General features: G+C 38.1%; 20 protein-coding genes. All 20 read left to right on the top strand.

Going from position 1 to position 16,666, the window contains the following annotated elements:
* Positions 1 to 108 precede the first annotated feature (108 nt).
* The 20 genes from OQZ33_RS01625 to OQZ33_RS01530 all read left to right on the top strand — a co-directional run bounded on the left by OQZ33_RS01625 (position 109) and on the right by OQZ33_RS01530 (position 16,651).
* Positions 109 to 390, top strand: a complete 282-nt coding sequence (locus OQZ33_RS01625) for a helix-turn-helix domain-containing protein (RefSeq protein WP_265797296.1) — start codon at positions 109 to 111, stop codon at positions 388 to 390.
* Positions 391 to 460: 70 nt separating this feature from the next.
* Positions 461 to 1,105 (top strand): HD domain-containing protein, encoded by a 645-nt coding sequence (locus OQZ33_RS01620; RefSeq protein WP_265797295.1) that lies wholly within the window; start codon positions 461 to 463, stop codon positions 1,103 to 1,105.
* 686 nt (positions 1,106 to 1,791) lie between these two features.
* Positions 1,792 to 3,051: a putative DNA modification/repair radical SAM protein gene (locus OQZ33_RS01615; RefSeq protein ID WP_265797294.1), complete on the top strand. Its 1,260-nt coding sequence runs from the start codon at positions 1,792 to 1,794 to the stop codon at positions 3,049 to 3,051.
* Positions 3,051 to 3,815, top strand: a complete 765-nt coding sequence (locus OQZ33_RS01610) for a TIGR03915 family putative DNA repair protein (RefSeq protein ID WP_265797293.1) — start codon at positions 3,051 to 3,053, stop codon at positions 3,813 to 3,815. The genes OQZ33_RS01615 and OQZ33_RS01610 overlap by 1 nt, the downstream gene beginning before the upstream one ends.
* 34 nt (positions 3,816 to 3,849) lie before the next feature.
* The gene (locus OQZ33_RS01605; protein ID WP_056850708.1) at positions 3,850 to 4,875 is read left to right on the top strand and encodes a sensor histidine kinase; all 1,026 of its coding nucleotides are present in this window, start codon (positions 3,850 to 3,852) and stop codon (positions 4,873 to 4,875) included.
* A gap of 139 nt (positions 4,876 to 5,014) precedes the next feature.
* Positions 5,015 to 6,430 carry a tRNA (N6-isopentenyl adenosine(37)-C2)-methylthiotransferase MiaB gene (miaB, locus tag OQZ33_RS01600; RefSeq protein WP_265797292.1) on the top strand — a complete coding sequence of 472 codons (1,416 nt, stop codon included), beginning with the start codon at positions 5,015 to 5,017 and terminating at the stop codon, positions 6,428 to 6,430.
* Positions 6,431 to 6,607: 177 nt separating this feature from the next.
* A complete protein-coding gene (locus OQZ33_RS01595) occupies positions 6,608 to 7,861 on the top strand; it encodes a sigma 54-interacting transcriptional regulator (RefSeq protein WP_265797291.1) in 1,254 nt (417 codons plus the stop codon).
* Positions 7,862 to 7,892: 31 nt separating this feature from the next.
* Positions 7,893 to 8,399 (top strand): LptE family protein, encoded by a 507-nt coding sequence (locus OQZ33_RS01590; RefSeq protein WP_265797290.1) that lies wholly within the window; start codon positions 7,893 to 7,895, stop codon positions 8,397 to 8,399.
* A 71-nt stretch (positions 8,400 to 8,470) separates the two neighbouring features.
* Entirely contained in the window at positions 8,471 to 9,505 is a 1,035-nt protein-coding gene (locus OQZ33_RS01585) for a hypothetical protein (protein WP_265797289.1), read from the top strand.
* A gap of 14 nt (positions 9,506 to 9,519) precedes the next feature.
* A complete protein-coding gene (gene secG, locus OQZ33_RS01580) occupies positions 9,520 to 9,876 on the top strand; it encodes a preprotein translocase subunit SecG (RefSeq protein WP_265797288.1) in 357 nt (118 codons plus the stop codon).
* 137 nt (positions 9,877 to 10,013) lie between these two features.
* Positions 10,014 to 10,565 (top strand): RNA polymerase sigma factor, encoded by a 552-nt coding sequence (locus OQZ33_RS01575; protein ID WP_265797287.1) that lies wholly within the window; start codon positions 10,014 to 10,016, stop codon positions 10,563 to 10,565.
* 11 nt (positions 10,566 to 10,576) lie between these two features.
* Entirely contained in the window at positions 10,577 to 10,921 is a 345-nt protein-coding gene (locus OQZ33_RS01570) for a hypothetical protein (RefSeq protein ID WP_265797286.1), read from the top strand.
* Between the two features lie 211 nt (positions 10,922 to 11,132).
* Positions 11,133 to 11,399, top strand: a complete 267-nt coding sequence (locus OQZ33_RS01565; protein WP_265797285.1) for a hypothetical protein — start codon at positions 11,133 to 11,135, stop codon at positions 11,397 to 11,399.
* Positions 11,400 to 11,402: 3 nt separating this feature from the next.
* Positions 11,403 to 11,627: a hypothetical protein gene (locus tag OQZ33_RS01560; protein WP_265797284.1), complete on the top strand. Its 225-nt coding sequence runs from the start codon at positions 11,403 to 11,405 to the stop codon at positions 11,625 to 11,627.
* A gap of 4 nt (positions 11,628 to 11,631) precedes the next feature.
* A complete protein-coding gene (locus tag OQZ33_RS01555) occupies positions 11,632 to 12,015 on the top strand; it encodes a hypothetical protein (RefSeq protein ID WP_265797283.1) in 384 nt (127 codons plus the stop codon).
* A gap of 20 nt (positions 12,016 to 12,035) precedes the next feature.
* Entirely contained in the window at positions 12,036 to 12,473 is a 438-nt protein-coding gene (locus OQZ33_RS01550; RefSeq protein WP_265797282.1) for an Hsp20/alpha crystallin family protein, read from the top strand.
* 176 nt (positions 12,474 to 12,649) lie between these two features.
* Positions 12,650 to 13,411: a DUF4197 domain-containing protein gene (locus tag OQZ33_RS01545; protein ID WP_265797281.1), complete on the top strand. Its 762-nt coding sequence runs from the start codon at positions 12,650 to 12,652 to the stop codon at positions 13,409 to 13,411.
* A gap of 86 nt (positions 13,412 to 13,497) precedes the next feature.
* Positions 13,498 to 14,433, top strand: coding sequence for a TolB family protein (locus OQZ33_RS01540; protein ID WP_265797280.1), 936 nt, complete (start codon positions 13,498 to 13,500; stop codon positions 14,431 to 14,433).
* A gap of 206 nt (positions 14,434 to 14,639) precedes the next feature.
* The gene (locus tag OQZ33_RS01535) at positions 14,640 to 16,016 is read left to right on the top strand and encodes a phosphatase PAP2 family protein (protein WP_265797279.1); all 1,377 of its coding nucleotides are present in this window, start codon (positions 14,640 to 14,642) and stop codon (positions 16,014 to 16,016) included.
* Positions 16,017 to 16,360: 344 nt separating this feature from the next.
* Positions 16,361 to 16,651 (top strand): co-chaperone GroES, encoded by a 291-nt coding sequence (locus tag OQZ33_RS01530; protein WP_056850692.1) that lies wholly within the window; start codon positions 16,361 to 16,363, stop codon positions 16,649 to 16,651.
* Positions 16,652 to 16,666: the final 15 nt, after the last annotated feature.

Genomic DNA, 16,666 nt, shown 5'->3' with positions numbered 1-16,666 from the left:
GTTTCTTGACGTTTGCGTATTCAATTATTTGAAGAAGAATAATTCCTATAAAATCTAAGCCGTTCAGAATTTCGTAAATAATTCAAACATTAAAAATTATCCCTTTTTATGGAAGATGTATTAGCTTTAAAGACAAAGAATGTTGCTGGGAATATCAGAAAAATTAGAGAATACAGAGATTACACTCAGGATTATTTGGCAGCAAAATTAAAAATTTCTCAAAATGCCTACAGTAAAATTGAGCTGGGTTATAGTAAATTGACTGTTGATCGGTTATTTCAGATTTCTACAATTTTAGAAGTTGAGGTTACTTACTTACTTACTTTAAATCACAATGATTTGATAAAAATTATTGCTGAAGATGAAAGCAGAACAACAGCGGTAAGTTAAAAACTTCCGCTGTTGAAATCATTTCTGCTGGTCTGCATAAATTTCCAATATCTTTGAGAAATTTCTTTTTATGCATTCATCCATTCAAAAAACCATAGATTTTGTCAAGCAAACATTAGCCAATGCCGAAGCTGGGCACGATTGGTTCCATATAGAACGAGTTTATAAAACTGCCCAAAACATCAACAGAAAAGAAAATGGCGATGAGTTAGTTGTAGCTTTTTCAGCACTCCTTCACGATATCGCAGATCCAAAATTTAACGGTGGAGATGAAACGCTGGGACCAGAAATGGCTGCGGTATTTCTGCAATCTATTCATGTCGACCAGGCTATTATTGATCATGTAAAATTGATTATTGAAAATATGTCGTTCAAGAATAGTTTTGACCAGAATGTATTTACGTCTAAAGAAATGCAGATTGTTCAGGATGCTGATAGATTAGATGCAATCGGAGCCATAGGAATAGCGAGAGCGTTTACTTACGGGGGCTTTAAAAATCGCGTACTTTATGATCCTGCTATCAAACCTGAACAACATTTATCAAAAGAAACCTATAAAAATACAACGGCGCCTACCATTAATCATTTTTACGAGAAACTGCTGTTGTTAAAAGATTTGATGAATACCGCAGCGGGGAAGACTATTGCAGAGGAACGCCACGAGTTTATGCTACTTTACTTAGCGCATTTTTACAGCGAGTGGGAAGGCAACTAGGCTTTTGATAGTAAATACCATCAAATTACTCCTATTTCGGTATTGGATAGAAAGACATTGTGCGATCACTTAGCTCAAGTATATCTAATGAATGTCTTTCATCTTCACTATCATAAGAGCAGCGTGCTCGTCACTACACTTGCTGGCGTACCCACAATCGGCGCCCTATTAATGTTTATGATGCTCTACCATTTGCTAATTAACACCTCTTTTTGGCTTATTTCTATGCTGATCACCACTTTCTTATTAATCATGATTTTTGTTTGCGGTGGGTAATAAAAACACAAATTTTTGTTCCCTGTACCGTAAAACTTGATCAACAAGAATTAAAGTTCGAGATTACAGAAAACCGTTTATTTTATAGCAAAGAAATTTTTGCTCTATGGGAAAACATTTTATCCATTGAAGAAAAAATTTAGTATTCAAAATGGGAAATCACTCTTATGATTCAATTTTTACTGCCACCTAGTTTAAAGTAAATTTTAGTATGAAGGAAAATGAGGCAGAGGATTTTTCCAAAATACTCTTTCTTATCAGGAAAATAAAATAAGCTCTACACTCATCACCAAAGCCAAATTAGCAAAGATTTCCTTGATCTTGCGGAGAAACCAATATTCTTTAAAAGAGTAATTTTTATACTAATATTTTTAGTTTTTAAAGCTATATTTGTTAGCAAAACATTTACTATGTCATTCGATCGTATTCGTGAAAAGTTAAATATTCTTGCTGATGCTGCTAAATATGATGTGTCTTGTTCATCTAGTGGTGGCACCAGAAAAAATAATAATAAAGGACTAGGCGATAGTCATTCCTCAGGCATATGCCATACCTATACGGAAGATGGCAGATGCGTTTCGTTACTCAAAATATTGTTAACCAACCACTGCATTTACGATTGTCTTTTTTGTGTATCGCGGAAAAGTAACGATGTAAAACGTGCTGCATTTACTGTAGATGAAGTAGTGGAGCTGACCATGAATTTTTATCGCCGCAATTATATTGAGGGTCTGTTTTTAAGCTCAGGGATTTTCAAAAATGCAGATTTTACGATGGAACGTTTGCTTTTGGTTTGCAAGAAACTACGGCTAGAGCAAAAGTACAATGGTTACATTCACTTGAAAACTATTCCGGGTGCGAGCGATGAGCTAATTAAAGAAGCAGGTTTATATGCAGATCGGATGAGTATAAACCTTGAAATGCCCACTGAGGCCGGTTTAAAACTTTTAGCTCCAGAGAAAAGCCATGCCGATGTGATTAAGCCTTTGGATTTTGTACAGAAAAACATTGCTCAATTTTCTGCCGATAAAAAATTAATCAAACATGTTCCAAAATTTGTTCCGGCAGGACAAAGTACTCAAATGGTAATTGGAGCAACGCCTGAAAGCGACAAAGATATTATGTATACCGCCAATACATTTTATAAAAATTTTTCGCTAAAAAGGGTTTATTATTCTGGTTATGTACCCATTAGTGATGATACCCGGATGCCTGTACTTGGCACTCAACCTCCACTTTTAAGAGAAAACAGGTTGTATCAGACTGATTGGCTGATGCGATTTTATGGTTTCAAAGTACAGGAAATTCTAAATGATGCCAATCCAAATCTGGATATTGACATCGACCCTAAACTCAGCTGGGCCATCAGAAATATGCAGCATTTCCCCGTTGACATCAACAAAGCGGACTATAAAATGATTTTGCGCATTCCTGGCATCGGTGTCATGTCGGCTCAGAAAATAGTACAAGCAAGGAAGTTTGGAAAATTGAGGATCGATCAGCTTAAAAAGATGGGCGTGGCCTATAACCGAGCGAAGCATTTTATCACCTGTGTAGATACGCCTTATCAAATAAAAGATTATCAGGGCACACAAATTAAAGCCTTTATCTTAGCCGAAAGTCAGAGCAAATATTTAAAAACCGATAGCAATCAATTGATTTTATTTTAATGATTTACGTTTTCGATGGATCCTTGCCTGGACTTTTAACTGCTGTTTTTGAATGGTTTGAACGAAAGCCAGGCTTCGTTTCGTTAAAATCTATGGAGATTTTTCAACCAGAGGCTTTTACAGAAGTAATGGTTATAGATACCAATGCCGAGAAAGCAGATCGCGTTTGGGATGGACTTCAGAAAAAAATGAAAAAAACCTGGTTGCGTAATTTCTATTGCAGTTATTTATCAGAAATTCCTGAGGCCTATCAACACCTGTTTCAATTCACTATTTATATATTTCAAAATCAGGATGGCGCCGAAACGAATTATGGTAACGAGCATGTAATGGCACTATCTAAATATGCCAAAAGCGTAGAACGGGAGAAGCACAGAATGGAAGCTTTTATTCGCTTTCAAAAAACTGGCGATGGCATGTTTTACGCCTCCATTGATCCAGATTTTAATGTGCTTCCACTAATTAATAACCATTTTAAAAATAGATATGCCGATCAGCAATGGATTATTTACGATCTAAAAAGAAAATATGGCCTTCATTATGACTTAAACACAGTTGAAGAAATCACAATCGATTTTACAACAGAAGCAAATAAGAAAAACCCATCGGCCATATTGATGGATGAAAAGGAAGAGCTTTACTCCCTTCTTTGGAAAGATTACTTTAAAAGCGCCAATATTGTAGCCCGAAAAAACACAAAACTTCATGTTAAACATGTACCGAAAAGATATTGGAAATATTTAACTGAAAAGCAATTGGGTTAACATTCCTTTAACATAAAAAGCTTTAAATTGCACCATGAAATTAAGTGTGCTGGTTTTAATTACTGCGCTTGCTGTGGCGCTTTCCATCGGGATGGTTAACTTCTATTTTGAGCGTAGCTGGTATTATTTCGGAATATCTTTCGGCGTTTCATTTCTCTCCAGCTTCCTGGTTTTTTACTATTTACTGGAGAAATACATTTACAATAAAATCAAACTCATCTATAAACTCATTCATAACTTAAAACTGGGTAAAGATTTAAAAGATGCACTTGGCGAATATGTAAGCTCTGATCCAATTAACGATGTAGAACAGGAAGTTAAGGAATGGGCAGGGGCTAAAAAAAGGGAAATTGATCTACTTAAAAAACAGGAACAATTTCGCCGCGAATTTTTATCAAACGTTTCTCACGAGTTTAAGACGCCACTTTTTGCCATCCAAGGATACATCGAAACGCTGCAAGATTGCATCGTTGACGATCCCGACATGGCTGTTAAATTCCTGAAAAAAGCTGAAAATAATGTGGAACGTTTGAGTTACCTCATCAATGATTTAGATGCCATTTCCAAGCTCGAAACAGGTGAGTCACCAATAAATTATCAAAAATTTGATTTTGTTACCCTGGCGAAGGAGGTGATGGAAAATCTCGATGACCGGGCAAAAGCCAAACATATTAAATTGTTTTTCAAAGATAAATATACCGCCGTTACTCTTGTAAATGCTGATAGAGAGAAAATCAGGCAAGTGCTGATCAATCTCATTGTAAACAGCATTAAATATGGCGTAGAAAACGGGGAAACAGCCATCAAAATATTCGAACTGCATGATCAGTTCTTGATAGAAGTAACTGATAATGGCATTGGAATAGAGGAAAAACACCTCCTTCGTCTTTTTGAGCGTTTTTATAGAATCGACACCCACAGGGCTAGAGAAGTTGGAGGAACGGGTTTAGGCCTGGCCATTGTAAAACACATTCTGGAAGCTCATCAGCAAACCATTTCGGTAAGAAGCACTCCAGGAATAGGAACTACTTTCGCTTTCACCCTCCAAAAAATTGGATAAGAATTGAGTCCTAAATTATTATACGCTAAGCTCGAATAACCATTTCCAATTCTTTTGTAAACATTCAAACTAAACGTGCCAATTTGTCACTTTTAAATATATTTGTGTATTTTTGCAATCCCCAAAATCTTTTTAAAGAATGATCGATTTACAAATACCAGATAAAACGCATGACGAAGCAAGACAAGGAGAAGCACTAATTTTAGATGTTCCTGTAAAAGCCGACGCACGCAAATTATACATTGAGAGCTATGGTTGTGCCATGAACTTCGCTGATAGCGAAATTGTTGCTTCCATTCTTTCAGAAACCGGATTTGAAACCACTGGAGATTATCATCAAGCTGACGTTATTTTTATAAATACATGTTCTATTCGTGAAAACGCAGAGACCAGAGTTAGAAATCGTCTTTCGCAGTTTGGGGTAGAAAAACGCCGCAATCCTAAATTAATTGTTGGTGTTTTGGGCTGCATGGCCGAGCGTTTAAAATCTAAATTTTTAGAAGAGGAGCGTTTGGTAGATGTAGTGGTTGGGCCAGATGCTTACCGTGATTTGCCAAATTTAATTGAGCAGGTAGAAAGTGGCCACAAAGCTGTTAATGTACTTTTATCTCGGGAGGAAACGTATGCAGATATTAGTCCGGTGCGCCTGAATAGCAATGGAATAACTGCCTTTATTTCCATTACCCGAGGTTGTAACAATATGTGTTCGTTTTGTGTTGTGCCTTTTACCCGTGGCCGCGAACGTAGCCGCGATGCACACTCCATTATCGAAGAAGCAAAATCATTATTTGAGGCTGGCTATCGCGAGGTAACACTTCTAGGTCAAAACGTAGATTCTTACACCTGGACTTCAGAGGATGGGACTGAAACTGTGAACTTTGCTCAACTTTTAGAACAAACCGCTCTGGTAAATCCTGACTTAAGGGTTCGGTTTTCTACTTCTCACCCAAAAGATATTACCGACGAAGTTCTATACACTATTGCCAAATACGATAACATTTGCAATTACATACACTTGCCTGTTCAATCGGGTAATACACGTGTGTTAGAATTGATGAATAGAACCTACACCCGCGAATGGTATATCAATCGTATCGATGCGATAAAAAAAATTATTCCAGGCTGTGCAATTTCCACCGATATCATTGCGGGTTTCTGTACAGAAACGGAAGAAGAGCATCAGGAAACATTAAGCATGATGGATTATGTGGAGTATGACTTTGCTTATAACTTTACCTACTCTGAACGCCCAGGAACTTTAGCTGCCCGTAAGCTAGAAGACGATATTCCGGAAGAAGTAAAAAAACGCAGGTTAGCAGAAATTTTAGCCAAACAACAGGCGCACTCATTAATGCGTTTACAGGCATGGGTGGGAAAAACGATCCGGGTTTTGATCGAAGGAACTTCAAAAAAATCTGACTTGGATTATTGCGGACGCGGAGATAGCGGTGCAATGGCTATTTTTCCAGCTGTTGAAGGTATTACACCTGGGCAATATGCAAACGTTTATATCGAAAGATGTACTTCAGCTACGCTGATTGGAAGAGTAGTTTAGTTAATCGCCTATTACTAGTTGCGGGTTATGTGTCTGCACGACAACCATTAACTAAATTGCTGGTACTGATTCAAACCTATACAAAATAAAAAAGTTATTGATTATAGTGAGGTTTCAAAGCGTTGTTATGCGAATAAGGACTATCAGCTTTTAACCTTTAACTTTCAACCTTAAAGAATGGATACACAAAATATTAAACAACGTTTTGGCATTATTGGTAATTCACCTTTGCTTAATCGTGCTATAGATATTGCAAGCCAGGTAGCACCAACGGATATGTCGGTATTGATTACTGGCGAAAGTGGAAGCGGTAAAGAGGTTTTTTCGCAAATTATCCATCAAATGAGCGCCCGCAAACACGGCGCATTCATTGCCGTAAACTGTGGTGCCATTCCGGAAGGCACCATCGATTCAGAACTTTTTGGACATGAGAAAGGATCGTTCACCGGAGCACACGAGGCCCGCAAAGGTTACTTTGAAGTAGCCAACGGCGGAACCATTTTTTTGGATGAAGTTGCTGAATTGCCACTGGGTACTCAAGCCCGCTTATTAAGAATTTTAGAAAGTGGTGAATACCTTCGTGTAGGTTCATCGAAAGTACAAAAAACGGATGTTCGAATTATTGCCGCTACCAACGTTGATGTTTACAATCGTGTAAAAAACGGCAAATTCCGTGAGGATTTATACTACCGTTTAAACACAGTTCCTTTACGTATTCCTGCGCTGCAAGAGCGTAAAGAAGATATTTATCTTTTATTTAGAAAGTTCGCTGCCGATTTTAGTGATAAATACCGCAGTCCAGCCTTACATTTAGAGCCTGAAGCTGTACAGATTTTAACCAATTACAGTTGGCCAGGAAATGTTCGCCAGCTGAAAAATATTGCAGAACAAATTTGCGTTCTAGAGAAGGATAGAAATGTAACCGGACAAGCCATTTTAAACTATATTCCAAATGAGGCCGGAAGCAATTTACCAATGGCGATCAATTCTCAATCGAAAGAAGATTTTACAGAAAGAGATATTCTGTATAAAGTGCTTTTCGATATGAAAAAAGATATGGTTGAACTTAAAAAGTTAGTGGCTGAAATTATCCAGCATGGTGGCAATACGGCAACCGTTTTAGCTGATAATCCGCAGTACATCAACCAACTTTACAGAGATGTGGAGCTCCCATCCGGACAGGAACATGGCTTTACTATCCAACAGCCTACCCAAAGCAACAATAACAACGGCAGTAACAACAATAATAACGGCGATTATTTTGCCCACGAAGCCGAAGAAGTTGAAGAATCCTTATCACTAATTGATAAAGAATCTGATTTGATCAAGAAAGCGTTGAAAAAACATAAAGGCAAACGCAAGTTCGCCGCTCAAGAGTTAGGCATATCAGAGAGAACCTTATACAGAAAAATTAAAGAGTTGAACTTATAAAAAGCTTGCAACAACCTAAATCTTCAATTTAATGACAATCAAAATATTTGCCTTCCTACTCATTGCTGCTTTAAGCTCATGCACCTATAAGTTTAGTGGTGCATCAACCGAAGGTTTAAAAACGGTTATTGTGCGTACTTTTGAAAATAATGCGCCACTTGTTGTTCCAAATCTAAATAATCAGCTAACTGAAGCGCTAAAAACAAGAATTCGGAACCAAACAAACCTGAGTGTTTCCACTACCGAAGCTGATGCTATTTTTGAAGGACGAATCACAGGTTACGATATTAAGCCCGTTGCATTGCAATCTAGTTCTACACCAACTGCAGGCGCTAACCGATTAACCGTAACGGTGTCCGTGAAATACGTAAATAACGTAGCTGGGAAGGAAAAAGAAAGTTTTGAAGAAAGCTTTACTAAATTCTTCGATTTTCCTTTAAATGGGGCTTCCATTCAAGCTGCTTTACCAAATGCACTTGATCAAATTAACAAACAACTTACCGAAGATATTTTTAACAGGGCTTTTGCGCAGTGGTAAATATCCAATTCACAGCGTAATCTTTTCTTAAAAACCGCTTACATTTTTTAACTTAGCGACAAACCTCAACAATGGATAACAAACAACTACTGGCAGATTTACTTGCTCAACCCGGAAAGGTTGGATTAGCGCATGTGCCGATGTTGAAAGAAATGGCAGCGCAGTTTCCCTATGCACAACCCATCCACTTGTTACTGGCCAAGGCAGAGGCATCGTTTGTTCCTAAAGCAGCTTTGTATACTAAGGGGCATACCTTATTTCATATCTTGAATATAGTACCCATTGCCGAAGCGGAAGAAGAGATCATCGGGAAAGAAATTGTTGAAGAAGAATTAATTTCTGAAGAGATTAAAGATGAAAATACAGCAGCAACTGAGATTGTTCCACCTTCGGAAATAGAAACGCCAAAAAATTTGCCTGGAATCGATAGCCATTTATTGGACTTGCCTGCAGATGAAAATAACTTTATTGAAAGCGTAGCTGCAACGGACTTCTTTGCTTTTGAACAGAAACTAAGTACAGATGTTGTTCCTGAGCCGCCACAAATCGAAACCGTCACTCCCGATGAACCGGAAATTCACCGTGTTTCTAAATACGATGATGATCAACTTCCTTACACATTTTTGTGGTGGTTGGCCAAAACAAGAAAAGAGCACGAACAGATATTTCAGCCTTATGCGCAACCTCGGCCAAATTTAGCTCACAAACAGCAGCAAACTAACCAGCAGCAGGAAAGAGCAGAATTTCAGCAGCAATATGTGGAGCACATCTTCCATATTCAAACTCCTTTCGAAGTAGCAGATCATTTAGCAGAATACCCTACCCCAGAAGTTAAAGATGCCAAAGGCGCTGAAATTATCGAGAAGTTTTTGAAGGAAGACCCTACTATTAAACCACCGAAGCCAGAACAAATCGATAACGAAAACAAGGCAAAAAAGAGCGCAGAAGATCACTACGACCTCGTTTCGGAAACTTTGGCGAAAATTTACATCGAGCAAATGCTTTATCACAAAGCCATAGATACTTATAAAAAATTAAGTTTGAAATATCCAGAAAAAAGCCGTTACTTTGCCGACCTTATCCAATCTATAGAAAAGAAATTTTAAAATATAATATTACCATGGTAACCTTTTTAATCATTTTATTAATTGTTGTGTGTATAGCTTTAGGCTTATTTGTATTAATACAAAACCCTAAAGGTGGTGGTTTAGCAACGGGCGGTGGCACAAGCAACATGTTTGGGGTTCAACGTACGGGCGATGTTTTAGAAAAAGGGTCGTGGGTTTTACTAGCTGCCATTGTGATTTTAACCTTAGGCATTACTACAATTACTAAAAATGGCGGTGGCGCTACAGCTGTAGGAAACTCTGCTATTCAAGAGCGTTTGGATAAAACACCAGCTCCATCTCCACTTGGTGGATCATTAAACAACACTGCTCCGGCAAAACCAGCTACAACTGACACGACTAAAAAATAGTTTAGACTATAATATTTCAAAAAGCTTTCCTCAAAAGGGAAAGCTTTTTTTTTGAGTTAATTTTTTTTTAAAAAAATGAGCGTAATTTAAAGTAATATGCAAACTCATCCGTTTACTGGTTTATAACCCCCATAATTTTGCCAACAAACGAATCTTTAAATATTATTTCTACGGTTTCCAACTATGGGAAACGCTTATTCAGTTTCATCCGCGGGCGGGTGAATACCGATGAGGACGCGGAAGATATTTTGCAGGATGTTTGGTACCAGTTAAGCAATCAGCCAGAAGCTGGTGCCATAGAGCAAATTAGTGGTTGGCTTTATCGCGTTGCCCGAAACAAGATCACGGATAAATACCGAAAGCAGAAAGAAGATCATTTGGAAGATTTTACTTTCGAAGGGGAGGATGGGGAAATCAATTTTAAGGAAATTTTATTGTCCGATGCCTATTCTCCTGAGCAGGAAGGCTTGAAAAAGCTTTTCTGGGATCAGCTATTTCTGGCGCTCAAGGAATTACCGGAAAACCAGCGTTATGTTTTTATCCAGAATGAATTGGAAGAACGCACTTTTCAAGAAATGGCCGACGAAACCGGCGAAAACATTAAGACTTTAATATCAAGAAAGGGTTATGCAGTGAAACATTTGCGTAGCCGTTTGCAAAATTTATATCAAGAATTTATTAACTATTAATTGAATAGGAAATGAGAAATAGAAAGTTTAGTAAAGGCAAGAAATTTTTTTTCTTTATCCCTGTTGTAGCGCTAATTGCAGCGGCCTTAGGCTATGTTGTAATGTTTTTATGGAACTGGATTTTACCAGAAGTGGTACATGCCGGTAAATTAAATTTCTGGCAGGCATTGGGTTTACTGGTCCTTTGCCGCTTGTTGTTTGGCAATTTTAATAAGGGTGGTAGCAACAACCGTTTTCGCGAAAAAGCCAGAGAAATGCGCTCGAAGTGGGATAGCATGAATGAGGAAGAAAGGGCCAGGTTTAAAGAAGAATACCGCCGCCGTTGCGGAGGATGGGGGCATCGAAATAAAGAATAATTTTAATCCAGCTGAAAAGCTGGATTTTTTTGTTTCAACCTCTTTGTCCCAAAGGGATGCTATTCAGCGAGGAGCTTTCCAATTCATTATTAACGACCTTCTCAAATGTTGTTTAGACAAGCCAATACCAATCATGGCATGAAATAAATTTTTTCAAATTATTTAAAGTAAAAATAAATCACCACCGTCTACCCTATTAAATAATCAAAAAATGAAACAAATATTTAAAGCTATAGCATTCGGAATTTTACTTGGCGCAGCCGTATTTTTCGTGCCCTTCATATTCAAGTTTATATTGGGATTGATCGTTATCGGTCTGTTCTTCAAAATGATTTTCGGTCGCCGTCGTCGTCACCTCGCAGATCGATTCGAAGAGTTCAATTCAAATTACTCGCCAATTGTACCCATTGATAATCAATGGTACAAACCAAACATTCAAGGAAACGGCCCAACAAATCACATCAATATCAATTACTAAGCCATGAAAGCATTTAGAATATTATTAGCCATGGTTGTAGCAGGTGCAACCTTTTACAGCTTGAATGTGTTGGCCATTCAAAACGGATATCCGGATCGGTTAGATTTCAAGAACAGGAATTACCGGGAAAACGATTGCGAATCACACCGCAAAAACCACGGTTCTGGCCATCACAACCGGAAAGCAGTTGATAGCGTGATTACTCCAATTGATAGTTTAAATCAGTAAGCAGATGTCGCAGGTTTTAGTTTTAAGCAGTCCTTCTCAAAATGATGTTAATCCTATTTTAGGTTTTGCAAGCGAGTTGATTACCAAAGGAGAAAAAGTTACTTTTTTCGGTGCTCAGGAATTTAGGTCGCCAATTGAAAATATTGGAGCAGATTTTAAAGCCTATAATGAGGAGTTAAATATCTTCAGAACAAATTCGGAAGATGAAAAACCTAAATCTGGTTTGATAAGTGCGTTGCTTGAGCCAATGAAGTTTATTGATGACATCGTGGTGCAGATACGTGGATTAAAATTCGATTACGCCGTTTTTTCTCCATCCTATCCTTATGCCAACATCATTACACAATTACTGGGTATTTCGAGAACCCAGCAAATGATCTCGAGTTAATAAAAATTAATTTTAATAACATGTACAACGAAAATAGATGCCATACAGGCAAAATAAATAACAGTTGCGGAACAAGAGGCGCAAGATTTGGTAGACACCACCATGCACACGAGATGTTTCGGAATGGTACCCGACGTGTGCCAGCGAACATTGAAGAAACTGATGATAAGTTCACTATCTACGTTTTTGCTCCTGCCCTGGAAAAAGAATACCTGAAAGTATTAACCAAAAACGATGTTTTAACCATTTCTTACGCCCCGAACGAAGGACCGGCAGAAAGCGAAAAAAACTTCAGCAGAAGAGAATTTAGCAATGGTGCTTTTGAAAGAGCATTTGCTTTAAATGGAAAAGCTCTCGTTGATCAGATAACAGCGAAATATGCCGATGGTATTTTGACAATTATTCTGCCTAAAAATCCCGAAACGAATGTGCCTGCAAAAGATATCGCAGTAAATTAAGTTTCGTCTATTATAATTTCAAAGACCCTGATTGTTTTTACAATCGGGGTTTATTTTTTTTCGATTTTACTTTGATGAATTTAAAATTAATCCTAGGATCAGACCTTTATCTCCGCAACAATTAAGCTGCTAAAATTCGTGGCAGCCATTTTGCTTTAAAAAGCCAAACACAGACGATGAAAAGAATCAATATTTTAACTGCATCCCTAACATTAATATTATTTTCCAATTTTAACGCCAAAGCACAGATTAAATTAAGCGACATTTTTAAAATCATTACCGAAAAACCAGCGAACACAACAAGCGCAACTGGCACACCGAGTACGTTTGAAATTGGCCAGGGCATCAAAGAAGCTTTGCAAATTGGCGTTTCTGCAGGTGCCGATAGACTATCGGCGAAAGATGGTTTCTTAGGAAATTTAGCGGTAAAAATTCTAATGCCTCCCGAAGCAAAAAAGGTCGAGAAAACCTTGCGAGGAATTGGCCTGAACAAACTTTGCGATAACGTAATCACCAGTTTAAATCGTGCTGCTGAAGATGCTGCTATTGAAGCCAAACCAATTTTTATATCTGCAATAAAACAAATGACATTGGCAGATGCTACTAATATTTTATTAGGAAACAACGACGCGGCGACCACTTACTTTAAACGTGTGACCACGGCACAATTGATGCAAAAATTTAGTCCGATAGTAACCACGAGCTTAAACAAGGTTAATGCCACTAAATACTATTCTGATTTAACCTCGCAATATAACCGACTTCCTTTAGTAAAACCGGTAAATACAAACCTCACAGAATACGTTACCCAAAAAGCGATTGATGGTTTATTTATTGAAGTTGCTAAAGAAGAACTTAAAATAAGAGGTAATTTAAGCTCACGTAGCACAACTTTACTACAAAAGGTGTTTGGATACGCTGATAAAAAGAAGATTTAGGTCTAAATAAAATCATAAAAGACAGCAGGTCCGGGTTTTGAAAAAACTCGGGCCTGCTTTGTTTAAAACAATTCGTAAAATTGTATATGATAAGATTTGAATCACGTTTTGCAACCATAATTATCCTTTGCCTCGCTAGTTTTGCGTCATGCACCTCAAATAAAAATGAAGAATCGGAATCAACAGCTATGTTGGATAGCATTTCTCTGAGCAATAAGAATTTTGCTCTGGCTTACCAGGATGGAGAAAAAATTGTAGCCACGAGTATCGATACCATGAAACAAATCTCCTTCGGAGGCGCTACGGACCCAGCTATTTCACCAGATGGAAACAAGCTAGCTTACACAGTGAATGACACAACAGGCAAGAGGACGATTTGGATTGCCGACTTAGAAAACAAAAGTCAATCGAAGTTGCAGGTTAACAGTATCAATTACTACCAAGCCATGTGGTCGCCGAATGGAAATGCAATTGCTTTTAACATTTTTAGCAGTAAAAACCTTTGGAAAGTTGGTGTAATTAAAGCAGACAATACGGGTTATGTGATGTTGGACAGTGCTTCGGCAATAAACCTCTATTCACCAACATGGAAAAACGAAAAGGAGTTGGTGGCACATGATTTAAAAAACCTTTATACGTTTAGTGTTGATGGAAAATTAGTTGATTCCAGGGCGATTGCTGATATGATTGGCAAGGATTTTTCAATTTCCAGCAGTAACCGATTCTTCTATTCAAAAGATGTCAAAAAACTCATTTTCAACGCAGGCAATTCCGACGCTCCTGATGGCTCAACTGGACCAAGCGAAGCTGCTTACATCCTGGATATTTCCAGCAAAAAGGTCGAGCGACTTTTGCCAAAAGGAGTTAATGTTCCCTATATTTTCGTAACTGCAGATGACAGGATTTTTTATAGCGGCAGAGAAAAGCCGTATATCCAAAGCAAAATCTACTTTTCGGATCTGAAGGGAAACATCAAAACTATAGTAGATAAGGGTTCGAATCCAACAGGAGCATTAAAGTAGCCTCTGGATTTTTTATAACTAATCTGCGCAGCTTTAAAAGGATGAGGGGCCGCCGACTTAGCCAGTTTGAAATAGGTTTCTCTTGACGATTTAGCAAGTTTTACCTTAAAAAAAGCCCCCCAAACTTAGTAAAAAAGCGAGACGTATTCCATTAAGTTGCAAAATCTGTATCTTTAATTTAGAGATTCCCAGTTCAGCTTACTAAAATGAAAAAACGCTACTCAAAAGTTTTAACTACAGTACTCCTTCTTGTTTTAACCCAACATGCCGTTGCTCAGCAAATAGAAGTTTTAGATAGTAGCATTGTAAAAGACAATTTTTTTAAATCGAAGGCGGTTCGTATTTCTGCTGTTCCGGCACTACTGCTTGCAGGCAGCGCAGCTACCTGGGGAATTAGAAAAGATGTGCGTGAATTTCGAAACCGTTATTTACCAACTTTCCGTTATCACTATGATGATTATCTTCAATATGCACCTTTGGCTACAGTTTTTGCCTTAAATGGAGCTGGTGTAAAGGGAAAGCATAAAATGGGGAGGGCGTTAGTATCCTATGCTTTTTCAGCTGTAATTATGGCATCGGTAGTAAATACCGTAAAATACACGGCTAAAGTAGAGCGACCAGATGGAAGCACCAGAAATTCCTTCCCTTCGGGCCATACTGCAAACTCTTTTATGAATGCCACTTTTCTGCATAAGGAATATGGCCAATTTCGTTCGCCTTTGTACAGCGTTGGTGCTTATACCGCAGCAACGGCTACAGCTGTCGGCAGAGAACTAAATAATCGCCATTGGATTTCGGATGTTTTGGCCGGAGCAGGTATTGGAGTTTTATCGACAGAGGTGGGCTATGTTATTGCCGATAAAATTTTTAAAGAACATGGCGAGCATATTAAGCTTAACAATAATCCGGTTCCGGTGAATTTAAAGCCTAGCTTTATTGAGCTCCGTTTGGGTTATGCCGAAGCGTTAAGCAAAGATTTAACAGATAAAAACAGTGACCTCTTTGCTAAAACCGGATTTAATTTTGGTTTGGAAGGCGCATGGTTTTTCTCTAAAAATGTAGGTATTGGTGGAGAGTTTGCTTTCTCTAGCTTCCCAATGAATGATGACCAACTGGATTTTGAAGATCCTGATATACAAACTGTGAGTGATGGCTTCTATACCCAACCAATGGGCATTCGATATATCCATGTCGGTCCTTACTTTAGTATTCCCTTGGCTAAAAACTGGTTTATCACCGGAAAACTGAATGCAGGCACGTCGGCAGGTGCACAAGGTGAAGTAATTTTAAACATCAAAGAAGGATATCAAGATTTATTTCTGGGAAAAGAGTTGCCATACTTTCGCTACAAGCCCGAATCTGCCTTCAGCTGGTCTGCGGGTTTAGGGATACAAAAACAGATAAAGAGAAACCTTGGTGTAAAAGCTTACCTCAGCTATTTTGACTCCGATAATGACTTTACAGTCGCTATAATCGATCAAATAAATTCGTCCGGTAATTACACCTTCAAAAACCAAGGTATGGAGAAAGTAAAGTTTAACCACATTACTTTTGGTTTGGGCTTGACCGCTTATTTGTGGTAAAGATCGCTCAAATAAGTGTTTTTTAAGCTCAATTCATCAAGTTCTAATATCAGGACCCTGCATTCCAAGCGCATTTCCATAATTATGAGCACGAAGGCATCCTGCAACTCTCATTATAAACAGATCGCATCAAGATTGCCTTAACCTCACCATGATGAAAGCCTATCACTTGATTTGACAATTAACACCAATTTCGTCCTGCCAAGCTGACACCAAATATTCTCAATTTGTTTATATTTTGACAGGACGAGTGAAAATTTGTCCCTGACAGCCACTTGGCATAAAAAGTGTTAATTGTATGCGTAGTTAAAAAACTCAAATCAAAATAAAAAATAATAAAAGTTATGGCGTTAAACCTTAAACCAATTGCTGGCAGTTCGAACAGAGTAATTGTAGAACCAGCTGCCGCAGAAGAGAAAACTGCATCGGGTTTGTATATCCCTGATACCGCTAAAGAAAAACCATCAAAAGGAACTGTAGTATCTGTTTCTGAAGAAGATGCTGAAGGTAAAAAAGCAACTGTAAAAGTTGGAGATGTTGTTATCTATGGTAAATACGGCGGTACTGAGCTTCCTTACGAAGGTAAAGACTATTTAATCATGCGTGAAACCGATATCTACGCTGTAGTAGGGTAATTTAAGTTAAAAGTA

Origin of the sequence: Pedobacter sp. MC2016-05 (assembly GCF_026239735.1) — a bacterium.
Lineage (GTDB): Bacteria > Bacteroidota > Bacteroidia > Sphingobacteriales > Sphingobacteriaceae > Pedobacter.
This window is presented reverse-complemented; position numbering and strand designations above follow the sequence as displayed.

What these genes read in the sequence shown, in the direction of transcription:
- OQZ33_RS01620 (WP_265797295.1), top strand. Translation starts at nt 461, where the DNA reads ATGCATTCATCCATTCAAAAAACCATAGATTTTGTCAAGCAAACATTA.
- OQZ33_RS01535 (WP_265797279.1), top strand. Translation starts at nt 14,640, where the DNA reads ATGAAAAAACGCTACTCAAAAGTTTTAACTACAGTACTCCTTCTTGTT.
- OQZ33_RS01595 (WP_265797291.1), top strand. Translation starts at nt 6,608, where the DNA reads ATGGATACACAAAATATTAAACAACGTTTTGGCATTATTGGTAATTCA.
- OQZ33_RS01585 (WP_265797289.1), top strand. Translation starts at nt 8,471, where the DNA reads ATGGATAACAAACAACTACTGGCAGATTTACTTGCTCAACCCGGAAAG.
- OQZ33_RS01610 (WP_265797293.1), top strand. Translation starts at nt 3,051, where the DNA reads ATGATTTACGTTTTCGATGGATCCTTGCCTGGACTTTTAACTGCTGTT.
- OQZ33_RS01555 (WP_265797283.1), top strand. Translation starts at nt 11,632, where the DNA reads ATGTCGCAGGTTTTAGTTTTAAGCAGTCCTTCTCAAAATGATGTTAAT.
- OQZ33_RS01550 (WP_265797282.1), top strand. Translation starts at nt 12,036, where the DNA reads ATGTACAACGAAAATAGATGCCATACAGGCAAAATAAATAACAGTTGC.
- OQZ33_RS01605 (WP_056850708.1), top strand. Translation starts at nt 3,850, where the DNA reads ATGAAATTAAGTGTGCTGGTTTTAATTACTGCGCTTGCTGTGGCGCTT.
- OQZ33_RS01540 (WP_265797280.1), top strand. Translation starts at nt 13,498, where the DNA reads ATGATAAGATTTGAATCACGTTTTGCAACCATAATTATCCTTTGCCTC.
- OQZ33_RS01625 (WP_265797296.1), top strand. Translation starts at nt 109, where the DNA reads ATGGAAGATGTATTAGCTTTAAAGACAAAGAATGTTGCTGGGAATATC.
- secG (WP_265797288.1), top strand. Translation starts at nt 9,520, where the DNA reads ATGGTAACCTTTTTAATCATTTTATTAATTGTTGTGTGTATAGCTTTA.
- OQZ33_RS01545 (WP_265797281.1), top strand. Translation starts at nt 12,650, where the DNA reads ATGAAAAGAATCAATATTTTAACTGCATCCCTAACATTAATATTATTT.
- OQZ33_RS01615 (WP_265797294.1), top strand. Translation starts at nt 1,792, where the DNA reads ATGTCATTCGATCGTATTCGTGAAAAGTTAAATATTCTTGCTGATGCT.
- OQZ33_RS01590 (WP_265797290.1), top strand. Translation starts at nt 7,893, where the DNA reads ATGACAATCAAAATATTTGCCTTCCTACTCATTGCTGCTTTAAGCTCA.
- miaB (WP_265797292.1), top strand. Translation starts at nt 5,015, where the DNA reads ATGATCGATTTACAAATACCAGATAAAACGCATGACGAAGCAAGACAA.
- OQZ33_RS01560 (WP_265797284.1), top strand. Translation starts at nt 11,403, where the DNA reads ATGAAAGCATTTAGAATATTATTAGCCATGGTTGTAGCAGGTGCAACC.
- OQZ33_RS01530 (WP_056850692.1), top strand. Translation starts at nt 16,361, where the DNA reads ATGGCGTTAAACCTTAAACCAATTGCTGGCAGTTCGAACAGAGTAATT.
- OQZ33_RS01570 (WP_265797286.1), top strand. Translation starts at nt 10,577, where the DNA reads ATGAGAAATAGAAAGTTTAGTAAAGGCAAGAAATTTTTTTTCTTTATC.
- OQZ33_RS01565 (WP_265797285.1), top strand. Translation starts at nt 11,133, where the DNA reads ATGAAACAAATATTTAAAGCTATAGCATTCGGAATTTTACTTGGCGCA.